Genomic DNA, 13,321 nt, shown 5'->3' with positions numbered 1-13,321 from the left:
GGCCCACCACGGCCCCCAAAGAAACAGATTGGCCATCATGGCAGACGCGTTGACCTTCAGCATTAGCACCACTAAATTCGATGAGAATTACACCCCCTCAGCAAATTCGCGAACCACCACGAACTTCGCCAATTTGGCACGTGGAGAGCGCCGCGCAGAGAACCTGAACAACGCTTTAACAATGATCAACCGCCGCTTCAATTCCTTGTCTCACTGGGACAATCCCCAGGGAGACCGCTATGCGTTGGAATTGGAAATCATTTCTGCCAATGTGCATTTCACTGCCGATAATATAGACCAGAAGTTTCCCCTTTTAGAAGTCCTTGAAACCACGATCGTGGATAAACTCCTAGGCACTCGAACCCAGGGAATAGTCGGCAATAATTTTTCGTCGTACGTCCGCGACTATGACTTCAGTGTGGTGCTTCCTGCCTCATGTAATGACAGCGGAGCTCCGGTGCTTTCAGAAGATTTTGGTGATCTCCATGGACAGCTCTTCCAACATTTTTTGAACTCACAGGCATACCGTGAACGTTTTGCCCAGCTGCCGGTGATCTGCATCAGCGTCTCGACTTCCAAGACCTATTTCCGCTCCGGCAACAGCCATCCGGTGCTCGGCTTGGAGTACCAGCAAGATGAAAATTCATTGACCGATGCGTACTTCGGGAAAATGGGCTTGCGCGTGCGTTATTTCATGCCGCCAGGTGCCGTGGCACCGCTGGCGTTCTACTTCCGCGGTGACCTGCTCAACGACTACACCAATCTGCAGCTGATCAGCCTGATCAGCACCATGGAGACCTTCCAGAAGATCTACCGCCCCGAGATCTATAATGCCAATTCTGTGGCTCCTGCCGTGTACCACCCGAGTCTCGGCGCCCAGGACTTCTCCCCTACCCGCGTTTTTTATGACCGCGAAGAACGAACCCAGCTAGGCAAGATCCAAGGGAAGTTCACCGAAGAGCATTTCATTATTCCGAACCGCGAGCTGCTCGATCAGTGGTCTTCCTCCTACCCGACTCCTGTCGCCTAAGAATCTGAAAGATAACTCATGACTTCTCTGATTATCCCCACATCGATTGTCGGCAGCCTGCCCAAGCCTTCATGGCTTGCCGAACCTGAAAAGCTTTGGTCCCCATGGAAGCTTGAGGGCGCGCAATTGCGCGAAGGCCAACAGGACGCCATGCGTGCTGCGGTCCTCGAACAGACCCAGCGCGGCATCGACATCATTTCCGATGGAGAGCAGTCCCGCCAGCACTTCGTCACGACGTTCATTGAGCACTTGAGCGGTGTCGACTTCGAGAAGCGCGAGACAGTGCGCATTCGCAACCGCTATGACGCCAGTGTCCCCACCGTCGTCGGTGCCGTTGAACGTGAAAAGCCGGTATTCGTTGAGGATGCGAAGTTCCTGCGCACGCTGACCGACCTGCAGATCAAGTGGACTCTTCCTGGCCCGATGACCATGGTTGATACCTTGTACGATGCGCACTACCGCAGCCGCGAGAAGCTGGCCTGGGAATTCGCGACCATCCTGAACCAGGAAGCCCGCGAACTTGAAGCCGCCGGGGTGGATGTCATTCAGTTCGACGAGCCTGCGTTCAACGTCTTCTTTGGCGAAGTGGCCGACTGGGGCATCGCCGCCTTGGAGCGGGCATGCGAGGGACTCAAAGCCGAGACCGTCGTTCATATCTGCTTTGGCTACGGCATCAAGGCGAACAATGATTGGAAGGCGACGCTCGGAGCCCAGTGGAGCCACTACGAGAAGTCTTTCCCGCTGTTGCAGGCTTCCTCCATCGACACCGTTTCGCTGGAATCCCACCATTCGAATGTCCCGCTTGAGGTCGTCGAAATGGTCCGCGGTAAGCGAGTGATGCTCGGGGCTATCGACGTGGCCAATGACGCCGTGGAGACCGCCGAAGAAGTTGCACAGACATTGCGCAATGCACTCGAATTTGTTGATGCCGACAAGCTAATTGCCAGCACCAACTGCGGCATGGCGCCGTTCCGCCGCGATGTGGCTCTGGCCAAGCTCAGCGCGCTCAGCGCAGGGGCTAGCATCCTGCGCGAGGAGCTTATTGGTGCCCGCCTCTGAAGTGACAGAATCGGCGACACCATCGTTGCCCGCGGAAGACTTCAAAGCGATCTTCCGCGGGCACCCCGGTGGCGTCAGCCTGATTACCGCCGATGCCGGTGACGGACCAGTTTCCCTCACGGCAACGTCCGTGGCTTCGATCAGTGTTGATCCGCCATTGCTCGTCTTCTCGATTTCTGCGCTGTCCTCAGCAGCAGAAGTACTGACCAAGGCAGCAACGCTGGTCGTTCAAAGCCTTGATGTGCACGACATCGAGGTAGCGAAACTCGGTGCAACCAGCGGCACTGACCGCTTTGCGCAAGCACCGACGTAGACCCGGTTGGCTTCCGGCGAACCGGTATTTGACGGAGTCCGTGCTTGGGTGCGCTGCGAGGTCATTCAACGAGTCCAGGCGGGCACATCCACCGTTTTTGTGGCCCGGGCGCTCCAGTCGCACATTGAACGCGACAGCGAACCTGGCCACCCCAGCGACGGTTTGGTGTATCACAACCGCTCCTGGCACCGGTTGGATGTAAATTCACAAATCAACAATTGAAAAAGTTCGGCCGCCGTCTCATAACGGCGATCGAACAAGTTCAGTTGGAATAACACCTCATCGCGTCAGTGCTTGGTCGACTTTCGACGGCCGAGAGCAACCACGAGCGCGCTGCCGAGGGCTAAGAGCAGTACCACCCCGGCTACCACGAAGCCGTCAAATTCGAGACCTGGTTCAACCGAAGAGGTCCACAAACAGCCTATGGTGGGTTGAATCCTCAGATGGTCTTGGACGCACATGAGAAGAGGATTTCCCATGCTGTCGCAGCTTGAAGGTATTGAGGAATATTCACTGATCGCGTCTCAGGAACTTGACCAGCTCGGTTGGCTGGTTTGCAGAATTTGGTACAGGCATTTCGGCCGCGCCATAGTATTGCGCGCTCTGATGTCTACCTAGTTATCTGGTAGTCCTTCCTTGCGGTTGCTGCTTCACAACACACGTATCTCCTAATCTGTCTCGTATTTTTGTTTCCGCGGGAAGTAGACATTACTCGGTAAAATACCAGCATGGGATCACGCTACATTTCAGAAACGTTTCGACGTTATACCCTCCGCACCACTGGCCAACAGTTGGCCAATTTTCTTCAGGCCATGCGCGATCTAGACGAAGTAAACCGCCTGGCCTTTATCGCCGACTCTACAAAGTATGAAAGAAACCATTTGAAGGAGCTCGAATCAGAGGCTGCGTCTCCAAAAACGCAATCGAATTCGTATGCTCAGAAAGCACTTCCCGAAGCTCGCAAGAGGTACGAAGAGGCAACCAGAATCGCAGAGGCTCGTTGCCAGATGTCCGCTACGCTGACAACGTCTCGCGGACGAGTTGTACGATACACGGGGACAGCTGTTGAAATCGTTGAGGAGAATATTTTCAGTAATTACTCATCGATCGATGTCAGGCCCAGTGGATCAATCTATCACCCAGCAATCACTGTCAAATTTAGTGATTTCTCCGGCATATCAGTTGAACTGGTTACTGGAAACATGCAACTCTACGACCAAGCAAGTTTAATCATTCCACGTGAACTATCGAGAGTCAGCAGTAGAACACATTGGACGCACTTTACATGGCTTCCCTTGCTCGTGTGGATTTTCGCCGGGGTAATAACCTTCGCGATCAATGGCGAGAATGCGACTAATCCTGTGGGTCGAGCCATCGAATATACCGTACTAGGCGTCGCTCTGGTCTACTCGATCTACAGATACCTATTATTTCCTACTCTACAAATCTCCGACGAACAAAATCGTCGAAGAATAATCAGGCGAAAACTTTCAAACGTCCTAGGATCATTAGCGATCGGCATTGTTGGAGCCTTCATTTTCGGATGGATTACGGGAACCCTCCCATAACGTTTCAGACTTTTCGCCCATGCCAGAGGACATAAATCCACGTTTGCACCTTGATCCAATGATCCGTCATATTGAAAGTCCCTGTCTAACCGTGGGTCCTGTTGTGTACGCTAATCGCTATGGAAGCACACGAGGAATTTCAAGTAGGGAGCGTAGCTAACGCGTCCCCTACCCTCGGTGTCCATTTGCGTGGTGACCCGGACAAAATCTCAGCAGAAGCCTTGGAAGCCGTAGCTCGTTCGCTTCATGACTTACTGAAGGCGTCCTCAAAAGCGTTACTTCCAGACGATGGCGAACCAGTTTGGGTGGTCGCTAGGCTCGCATTGAACAGTATTTCTGCCGGCTTCAAACCTCGGACAGACTGGGCCGACACCGGAAACCGAGTCATTGGCGAAGTCGCAGAAGGATTAGAGGCTTTCAAAAATGCGGGCGAAGTGCCTGACAGCTGGGATTACGACATGCTGTCGGCCCTTCGGAGAGTAACAAAGCTTGACCGAATCTCCGGTGCCGAAGGTGTTGATTTTTGGATTGGCGACACCGGCCACAAGTTGTCCGTCGACGAAGAATTTAGCCGAATCGTTGAGCGCGCATTGTCACAGGAACAGCCACTTTCACGAGGAAGCGTAACCGGCCATGTCGTTGGATGGAAAGATGACTTTGGCACTGAGATGCTCACCATTCAAGACGAATCTTCTAGGAATCGCGTGCAAGTCCGGCTAACATCGGACTCCGGCCTCACCATCCAAGAAGTTGCTGGGTCAAGACTACGCGTGTGGGGAGATCTGAAAAGGAATAAACAGGGCAAGAAGATCCTGCTTATCATGCATGACTTTGAGACCTTGCCAGACAGGGAAATCGTTAGCATCGAGCTGATCAAAGGCCTTTGGACCGATGATGAGCGGCGCGTTGACTCGGTAGATTTCCAGAGGAGGCTCCGCGATGAAGAGTAGGCAAGAACTTATTGTGATCGACACCTGCGTTTATGTTGATGCGCTGTATGCTGGTCATGCCCGTGCAGACAACGTCGATATGGACAGAGCTCGGCGAAGCGCTAGGCTGATTGAAGCTGTTGACCGTGGCGAGTACTTGGCTGGGCTGCTTCCAATTGTTCTTGTAGAGATTAATTCCTCAACGCAGTTGGGCGCGCATCTAGATTTCAATAAGCGCCAGGCGCGTAAGGAATGTATCGACAAGTACTTCAGAGGGCTTGGGCACGTAGTACTTGAGCATGATGAGCGGGTCGCGCTGCTCGGTGCGAAGTTGGCTCGGCAGGAACAGCGCAAAGCACCAGACATGTTGATAGTTGCCAGTGCAGCGATCCATGAAGCTTCGACTCTCTATTCATGGGACAGCGACGTGCTCAGCTTAGATGGTAATCCACTGGTTAACGGTCTCCGAATCTTAGAACCACCAACAGATGTGGCGACAAATTCAAGAACTCTATTCGACGTGCTCGCAGAAAATGAGAATGAAGAGAAGACGCGCGTCCTCAAAAAGTTCAATAATGACCTGCAGCAATATAAAGGTTAATGTTGCAGGGGTGTGTACAGACAAACACGAGAATTCTAATTACTAGGCAACAGTCGCCTTGAGTCTTGTTTTCCCCATAGACTCGTCGTCTGAGGCCACTATCCGCTGACGTAGATAGCCAATAAGGGAAGCACCCAATAATGCGAATATCCGGTGGTCATCTGGCATGCTTAACCCAATCACCGCTGATCGAAAGCCGAGGTTTGGCGAGCCGCGAACAAATGTTGCACGTTTTGCAAAACGGTGGGCTTACACGACTCGCAAAACGATGGTTCGCAATTGTTTCAAGCTGATTTCATGAAGATCTTTGGCGTTGACCATAAGCAAATCGTGATCTTTGAACATCACGCGCAACGCCTCATTAAGGGCCGAAAGGGCAGGCTTGACGTGTTCTGACCATGCGAATTTCTGATTGAGCAAGAGAGCCTCTGCAGGAACGTAGCAGATTCTACGAGCCCGGTTTTTGATTACCTCGACGGATTGGAGGCTCAATGAACTCGCCAATTGATCAATGCGCCTCCACACTCCCGCCGCGGAATTGAACCATGCGATGTTTTCGTTGCACTCGGCACTATGATCCATGAAAATGTGGCCGATCATCCGCCGATCTCAGTCATCTTCTTGCTCAAGGCCTCGTAACGGCAGATACTTTGTCACGCGATGCGAATGCACTCAAAGCGTGGAAGGACAAGATTTTGAAAGAGAGCCAGGGAAACTCACAGAAGCTGAATTGAGAAGAAGTAATCCTCGCCATTGGTAGTGAACCTGCACCTCATCGAGGCTGAAGGGCTCGGCGTCGTCGAAGCCGCAAGAACGGTTGGCTGGTCGAGAGTAACCTACTGCTTCCATCGGTCGGCGACACGTCCGAGAAGGACTCATTCTTGACCTGAACACGTGCCAACGAAGCATGGGTCCGGAAATGCGCGACAATGAAAATATGAGCAGTCAAATGAATCATTGGGGCCGCGGTCGCGGGCTAAGTCGCCTCCTTGCGCGGGAAACGAACATTTCGGATCTTATCCAGTTCCTCAGTGACCGCGACCCTTCTCCATGGGCCGGGCTCGTCGGCTTCATTCCCGGCGAGATTAAACGTGAGGGGTCCAAAAGCGAGAACTACGCGGATTTGGTGTTGATATCCGATTCTTACAATGCCGCCATCGAAGTTAAGCTCGGACACTCAATGAGCGAAGAGCAACAGGCTGCCTACGAGTCCCACCCAGGCCGATCCGCCTATCTCGCGGCACTTAGCTTCGATGAATCGCGCCTCACGGAAACCGACAAGGAGCTGTGGCAGTTCCTCAGTTTGAGCAATCTGATTGGCAAGTGGGAGCAATCCAAAGACGTTCTCGCACGACTCCTCTCCAGCGAGGCAGCCACAGTCCTGCGCGACTGGGACGACATGATTTCAGGAGTCTTCGAACCACCGACATCAAGTCAATCGTCGCCCTTGAGTGTTCTTGGCGAAAAGTTCTTGGCGAGAGTGGTCACTCGTAGAATTGCCCTCGACCTGAGAGCGACGGGGAATTGGGCCTGGGCTGGCGTCACTAGTGGTGGCGGCCTGCCGATAGTTCAGGCCTGGACTCCTATCCGCGGCGAGACCATTGACCGAGCGTTCATCGCAGAGATCCGCTGGAGTAGTAATCGGTTCCGTGGGGAGCTGCGGTTCGGCGTTGACTTCGATCCTCGGCCACAACAGTCCGAGGACGAGGAAGTGCGCAGAGCTGCGTACGATCTCGCCCACAGCATGGACGCAATCATCAACTACAAGTGTCTCGAAGATCATCTCGCCGAGGTTCAGCCGGGTCTAATTGACCTCTTGGTGCCTAAAAGGGGATCCGGTCGCCCCGAAGCCAAAGGTGATTGGGAAGATGTCATCAAGCATGGCTTCAAAGGTTCCTTTATGGGCAACGGCAAAAAGAATAATCGCAGGCGGACTACGCCTGGATTTTACGGTGATGGAGCCCTTCGATTTGAGGCAGCCGTTGACGTCGACTTCGAACACGCCTCAGCGCTTGATCTGATAGTTCTCATTGACGCGACTTTGGAGTATCTGGGTTCTAACCAGCCTGCACCGATTTAGAACGCTCGGCAAGGTCTTCGAACTCTTGTTCTGGTCCATAGAGCACGCCTCGGTGTCTCTTTTATCCCGAATCACCTGCGACAGATGCGAGACAGGCTCCTGAGACGCAACAATTGGTGCGATGACAAGGAATGACGCATGTCTCGCACAGGTGATGTTTACGAGACGAAGCAGCTATAACTCGAACAACAGAACGCGCTGGCACAAACGCTCGGACGGTTAGTTGGAGACTGTTGATGCTGCAAAGCTGTGTTAAGTTGCGATCTCGCGAGGTTCCCTACTAGGCCTTCACATCGTTAGTGCGGCCCGCTCAGAACGGGCCTCCGTAGCCACGAATCCGACCAACGGCTCCGCATCTTCGGCGAGAGCATCGAGTACCCTGGCCGGTGCACCAGGATTGAGCGCGATGAGAACTGCGAGGTCCACACTGCGACTTGCAAGCCGAACCAGCACCTCAACCGGAGTCGAACTATTGAAGGCAACGGCCTGACGCACTTCGACATCCCGGTCATCGGCGAGCGAAGCAAGCGCATTTGCGGGGGTATTCGGGTTCGCTGCGACGGCTCGTCTGACTCTCGCGCTGCGGCGTTCACCACCAAGCATGAACAAGACGTCACCAGGCGTGCGTGAGTCGTAGGCGACCTGCATGCGCACTTCTGCGCGCGTGCTCGCGACCATTTCGACGAGGTCTGCCCGACTTGGAGCGGACTCCCTCCATGCGCGTTGACGCTCGACATCCACGTCAACTTTGTCTTCGGGCCTGGTTGATGGATTTCTGTACGCGGCAGAACGCACACGGCGGTCGTCATCACGGAGAAGCTTTGATAGAAGCGAGGGGGCAAGCCGCGGGCTCTCGGCCGCGCTGGCACGAACAATAGGCTCGTCATCCTGTGCCAGCACCGTGAGCAAAATGACTTCAAGTGTCCCGTTGCCTGCGACCGACGCACGTACTGCCGGCTCTGAGTCGGCGGCCAACGACGAGAGCGTCTCTGCCGATGCACTGGGGTTCTTCGCCACGGCCCGGCGAACTAAATCGTCGGCGCTTCGAGATAGCCGGTTCAGCGTCCGGGGGCCCGTGCGCGCATCGTCGGCCACGATGCAGCGCATATGGGGATCGCGAAGGCGCGACTTCGACAGACGCTCGAGTGCATCAGCGATCAGTTCTGCCGGTAGCTCAAGGTCATCACGATCTTCAATAGCGCGGAGCGTGCGGAGCAGCTCTGCATCAATGGCGGAAACAAGAAGGGACCTAACGATGGGGGAAGCCAGGTCGACAGATGCCCCCGGGTTCACCGCGACGGCCAAGCGCACGAGCGGCTCCGGATCTTTGGCCAATCTCTCCAAAACTTCGCGCTGCACAACCGCGTTCCCCGCCAGCGCAGCGCGCACCCCAAGATCGCGATCTCCAAGGAGGACGTTTGCCACCGCCGGCGGGAGACTCGTCGAAGTAGCGAGCCGTTCACGAGACTCGTGAGACCTGATCGCCTTCACCCGAGGAATCAGTGCGGTGAGGCAGTCGGTCGTCAGCGCCGGGTTCTCCACGAGGGCCAGGAGAACATCAGGCAACTTCGAAGCCAACAGCCCAACGAGTGCGGCCTGCGGTGTAGAGGGATGGGATGCAACGAATGAAAGGGTTTCGCGTTCGTACTCGGCCGGGGTTCGATCATGCCCCTGACCCAAGCGTCCGCCGCCCTCTGTTCGGAATCGAATACGCTCTTGACGATCTGAGGCCAACTTACCGAGGATATCTGCGAGGGAATCGTCGGGCCAGTCAATCGTGCGCCGGAGCGCCGACCAACGGATCTCAGGATCAACGTCAGTCAGTAGCAGATCGCGCACGGCAGGATCGGAGACGGGAAGATCTTCTGCGACCGCACGACGTACCCAGGCCGGCCGGTGCGCGAGCATCAGGTCGTGTCTCACCTCTTCTGGCAGACCCGCTTTCAACCAGCCGGGAACCTCGAGAGAACGCACCTCCATCAAAGACCACCGCCTGCTCGCTTCTGGCAAGGGCAGACGAGGACTCTGCCCCCAGAGCAGCTCTCCGCGCGCAGCTGTGAGGAACTCGGCGAACCACCGCGTGTCCAATCCATCGTCTTCGCGGACCTGATCGATCCGCAGTGCCTCATTCGCGAGGACGGCAATGCCGGACCCTGCAGCGCAAGGTGCGTCGGTGTGGGATCGGCCCAGCTCTGCCTGCTCGGTTCGGTTATTTTTCGCCTGTTCTTTCAACGTGCGTGGGTTCGCGACAGCGGCGCTCCGGACTACGACACTCCTGTCTTTGGAGAGCGTCGCGAGCACATCGACTGGTGCGTGATCGTTCCTCGCAACGCCTTCGCGGGCCTTCGCGTACCGGTCCCGGGCGAGTTCCCGGACAGTATCTTCGGGGGTCGCGGCGTTCCGACCTACGCGGAAGCGAATGTCGACATCCTCGCTGGACGCCAGTTCGACGAGCATCCGACGCGGGGTGTGCTTGTTTTCCGCGAGGATCTGGTGCTTGCGGCGCTGCGTGGCCATTTCCCGTGCGGCAAGTTGCTTGCCTCCGGCGGCGGAGCGAAATCCTGCGCGCAGCTTCGGCAGCAGCTCTTCGGGGTTCCCGCCGATGAGCTGTTCAAGTGACCAAGTATGTGTTACCCCCTGTCTAGGCAGCCAGATGCCGACAGAGCGGATACCGAGAGCATCATCGAGGTCCAGCATGACGTACCCAAGGAGCTGACGGAGAAAACCCCGCAGGGAGCCCACAGTGAGCTTCGCGTAGGCCTTGCAGTCGATGAGCGCGTCACCCACGATCCAGTCCGCGTCAGCCCCGCCAACGAGAGCGGAACCGGAGAACAAGGGGTTCGGATCATACCGCTTGCCTGCGGCGATTTGAGCCCGCCACTCGTTGACCTGGCCGGAGTTGGCCGTCATCAGTGCACTGAGATCAGCCATTGAAGGACTGTCGATCGCCAAAGCGAAGGCCAGCCCGTCATCGGCTGCATCAAGCGCCTCGCCTAGGGAGCCAGCCAGAGCAGTGACACCAGCGCGGTACACCTGTTCACAGTGTGCAAGCACGAGGCAGGCACGGTCGATTTCACCTTTGTCCAAGGGTGCATCGAGGATCCGCACGGCCATCTCGAATGCTTCGGTGAGCACGCGCGCCCGGCGCTTGCCATTCTCTATCGAACCTTCATACAGCGGCAGCAAGGCCACACCTTGCGCCGCGACCGAGTCGTGAGGGTCGAATCCGCCGAGGTCGATGCGGACGCGGAAGTCGATCGCCGTGCCTGAGCGGGCCGCATCTACGCCGGGTACGGGCGGCACGCTTGTTTGACTGTTTGCCAGTCTAACGAGGCTGAGGGCCTGCGCCATGCTCCGAGCCGCGCGGGACGTCCCCTGTGTGTCAGCAAGCCACGGCGACAAGCCGTCAAGATAAGTGCGGACAGGCGAACCGACAGTCCTGAGGTGCTCTGTGAGACTCATTTGCCGGCGTATGTGGGTGCGAGGGCTGCGGTGCCATCAGACCGATAACACCGACGGAGAATTCTTGAGGAAGTCATCGATTCGAACATAACTCTAACAATATCCCCTATCACGAAAGAGGTTCCCGGCCTTATCGGCAATCGTTTCTTCAGTAGTGCCCGTATGTAGCCCGAACCTGATTTCTTCGCTTAGTTGCCGTCGTAGTTCGCTGATATCGATTTCTCCGATGGCCTGGTCGTCATAGTCGCAGCGTATTCAGATGGCTAGCACCTCGGCGGCCAGTCCACGACGCCTCCAAAATAAACTCACCGACTTCGCGCTATTGAGTTGCTTATGGGGACGTTGATGCTGTCCCGCGCCACGACCACGCCGTCCTTAAGAACGAAGCACTCAACGACGTGCTCGCCACGGAAGGAGGTGCGCTCGGTCCGAACACCGGGTTGACTCGAGCCGATGATCTGCCCTCGGATGATGTTCCGGCGCTCGGCTTCCGGGCCACGGTTCAGCACCTTCCATTTCACCTCGTAGGGGTGCGTGACCGTGCAGGACGTCACCTTGAACGTGAGGTCCTTATTCGGCATGAGCGGGGCTTTGCCGCGCAGCATTTCCCGCAGAGAAGCCGGTCGCCAGCCGGACTGCTCGACCTCGCAGTCGATGGTCACCGAGTGCACGATGTCGATGGGATACCCGTTCTCGATGAACTGCTCGGTGTCGTCGAACGAACGTGCAGACTCACTGGCCTTGAGCGGAACCGAGGTGCCGAACACCTCTCGCCACTTCCTGTTGGCCGAGGCCTTGCCCATATCCTCAATCGCCTCGAGACAGCGGTTGTAGGCCCTCGTAGCTTTCGGCTGGAATTTCGCTTTGACGTGAACCTTCTGTCTGCTTCCCAAGGCGAAGTAGTAGTCCTGTTCAGGCTCATCCTTCAGGAATGCGAAGAAGTCGCGCACCATCAGGTCGAAGGATCCGGTGCCGGCGGAGTCGTAGTCGCTGGTTTGGGAGAAGAACCTGTGCACGAGGGTGTCGATGAGCAGTCCGCCAATGTTGACGCCGTTTTGGTTCTTCCACGCCCGGGTCATCCGCGCCAAGTGGCGCATGTTCTTCGAGGTTCGGTCGTTGCTCTCCTTGGTGGCTACGATCTCCTCACGCGGTTTAGTGACTTTCCAGCTCGCGGCCTTCGTGTCCGGATAGGCGAAGCTGCCGTCGGATTTCTCGAATGCCGGCTGGACCTCGAACTTGAAGGCGTTGGTGGTGAACTGCACGCGCACGACACACTGATCGACCCGAACCGAGGTGTTTGGGTACCGCGTCTTCAATGCGTCGCGGACGCGCTCGAGCATTCTCCGTGAGCCCGTTTCACTGTCGTAGTCCGAGCGGATACCGGACGGGAGAATGAAGATCATGTCGAGGTCGGACACCCCCTTGATGGCTGTGTGTCGCCCGAAGGAGCCGATCATGAGCTTGTAGTCTGTGCAACCATCTTTACTTCGGAAGTCCTTGTTGAGCGCCTTGGCAATCTGGTCCCGGCGCGACGCGACGGTGCTGGCCGTGGCGCCAACCTTGAGGTTCTCGAGTAGCACATCGAAGATCTCTGACGTCTTCATGGTCATCCCTCGCCTTCGTCGAGCCGGAGGGTTTCCGGGAGGAACAGGTCGATTTCGCGGGGCGTGAAGGTCATTTCCTCGTTGTTCTTGAGCCCGTCTTGGGCACGAGCGAAGGCCTTCGAACTGGTCCTGGGCGCGTTAGAGTAGGCATCGCGAGACGCCTGCTGGAGTTCGTCGCGGCGTTCTCGGCCTTCGGTGCCGGAAACTGTACCGGACATCAAGTCGGCGATTAGCGAGATGTAGGACTCACGGACGTCCCAGAGTCGGGAGGCAATGCCCCGATGAGCGTCGGACTCGTCCGCGAATCGGAATGACTTAGCGCCCAGACTGATCCACGTCACCAAGAGGGCTATGAAAGAAGTCGCGAGACTCGTCACCACGGGGTCGCCGAGGAGTCCAACCACTGCGGCTAGGAAGGTACCGGAACTGAGCGCCGTGAGGCCGATGAGCACGCCCTGCTGCCACCGGTGCTTGGTGAAGCAAATATCTGCCTGCTTCTCGTGTGTCTTGTGGCTGTAGACCACGCGTCCGAACGACTCGCGCACCTGCGCGAGCAGGAACGAATCGAGGCTTGCCCTGAGCGTCTCTCCGCTTGTCATTTCACTCCGATCGTCGTCATTCAGGATCGGCGTCCTGTAGCGGACCTTCCGGCACCCGCCGACCGGAAGAGCAACC

Annotated in this window: 10 protein-coding genes and 2 pseudogenes; 8 read left to right on the top strand and 4 right to left on the bottom strand. The window is 56.5% G+C overall.

Annotation, left to right across the window (positions count from 1 at the left end; genetic code table 11):
- The first annotated feature begins 37 nt into the window (after window positions 1–37).
- From ACFVHU_RS14940 to ACFVHU_RS14915, 6 genes and pseudogenes are all read left to right on the top strand, one after another.
- Window positions 38–1,030 carry a DUF1852 domain-containing protein gene (locus tag ACFVHU_RS14940; RefSeq protein WP_388025096.1) on the top strand — a complete coding sequence of 331 codons (993 nt, stop codon included), beginning with the start codon at window positions 38–40 and terminating at the stop codon, window positions 1,028–1,030.
- An 18-nt stretch (window positions 1,031–1,048) separates the two neighbouring features.
- Complete coding sequence (locus ACFVHU_RS14935) at window positions 1,049–2,089, top strand: methionine synthase (RefSeq protein ID WP_388025094.1); 1,041 nt, start codon at window positions 1,049–1,051, stop codon at window positions 2,087–2,089.
- Window positions 2,073–2,624: pseudogene (locus ACFVHU_RS14930) on the top strand (flavin reductase family protein). Before ACFVHU_RS14935 ends, ACFVHU_RS14930 begins: the two are co-directional and overlap by 17 nt.
- A 506-nt stretch (window positions 2,625–3,130) precedes the next feature.
- Window positions 3,131–3,970 carry a hypothetical protein gene (locus tag ACFVHU_RS14925; protein WP_388025092.1) on the top strand — a complete coding sequence of 280 codons (840 nt, stop codon included), beginning with the start codon at window positions 3,131–3,133 and terminating at the stop codon, window positions 3,968–3,970.
- A 119-nt stretch (window positions 3,971–4,089) separates the two neighbouring features.
- Window positions 4,090–4,920 (top strand): hypothetical protein, encoded by an 831-nt coding sequence (locus ACFVHU_RS14920; protein WP_388025090.1) that lies wholly within the window; start codon window positions 4,090–4,092, stop codon window positions 4,918–4,920.
- Entirely contained in the window at window positions 4,910–5,500 is a 591-nt protein-coding gene (locus tag ACFVHU_RS14915; protein WP_388025088.1) for a type II toxin-antitoxin system VapC family toxin, read from the top strand. Before ACFVHU_RS14920 ends, ACFVHU_RS14915 begins: the two co-directional genes overlap by 11 nt.
- A 249-nt stretch (window positions 5,501–5,749) precedes the next feature.
- Here ACFVHU_RS14915 and ACFVHU_RS14910 read toward each other — a convergent pair whose 3' ends face one another.
- Entirely contained in the window at window positions 5,750–6,100 is a 351-nt protein-coding gene (locus tag ACFVHU_RS14910; protein WP_388025086.1) for a hypothetical protein, read from the bottom strand.
- A 47-nt stretch (window positions 6,101–6,147) separates the two neighbouring features.
- Here ACFVHU_RS14910 and ACFVHU_RS14905 point away from each other — a divergent pair.
- Both ACFVHU_RS14905 and ACFVHU_RS14900 read left to right on the top strand, forming a co-directional pair.
- Window positions 6,148–6,234 (top strand): annotated as a pseudogene (locus ACFVHU_RS14905) (hypothetical protein); the annotation flags it as partial.
- A gap of 185 nt (window positions 6,235–6,419) precedes the next feature.
- Complete coding sequence (locus tag ACFVHU_RS14900) at window positions 6,420–7,580, top strand: hypothetical protein (RefSeq protein WP_388025085.1); 1,161 nt, start codon at window positions 6,420–6,422, stop codon at window positions 7,578–7,580.
- Between the two features lie 288 nt (window positions 7,581–7,868).
- Here ACFVHU_RS14900 and ACFVHU_RS14895 read toward each other — a convergent pair whose 3' ends face one another.
- The 3 genes from ACFVHU_RS14895 to ACFVHU_RS14885 all read right to left on the bottom strand — a co-directional run bounded on the left by ACFVHU_RS14895 (window position 7,869) and on the right by ACFVHU_RS14885 (window position 13,245).
- Window positions 7,869–10,931, bottom strand: coding sequence for a hypothetical protein (locus tag ACFVHU_RS14895; protein ID WP_388025083.1), 3,063 nt, complete (start codon window positions 10,929–10,931; stop codon window positions 7,869–7,871).
- Between the two features lie 416 nt (window positions 10,932–11,347).
- Complete coding sequence (locus tag ACFVHU_RS14890; protein WP_388025081.1) at window positions 11,348–12,652, bottom strand: nucleotidyltransferase; 1,305 nt, start codon at window positions 12,650–12,652, stop codon at window positions 11,348–11,350.
- Window positions 12,649–13,245 carry an SLATT domain-containing protein gene (locus tag ACFVHU_RS14885; RefSeq protein WP_388025079.1) on the bottom strand — a complete coding sequence of 199 codons (597 nt, stop codon included), beginning with the start codon at window positions 13,243–13,245 and terminating at the stop codon, window positions 12,649–12,651. The genes ACFVHU_RS14890 and ACFVHU_RS14885 overlap by 4 nt, the downstream gene beginning before the upstream one ends.
- Window positions 13,246–13,321 lie beyond the last annotated feature (76 nt).

Origin of the sequence: Glutamicibacter sp. NPDC127525, assembly GCF_042672105.1 — a bacterium.
Classification (GTDB): Bacteria; Actinomycetota; Actinomycetes; order Actinomycetales; family Micrococcaceae; genus Glutamicibacter.
The sequence above is the reverse complement of the archived record's forward strand: the minus strand, read 5'-3'. Positions and strand labels throughout refer to the sequence as shown.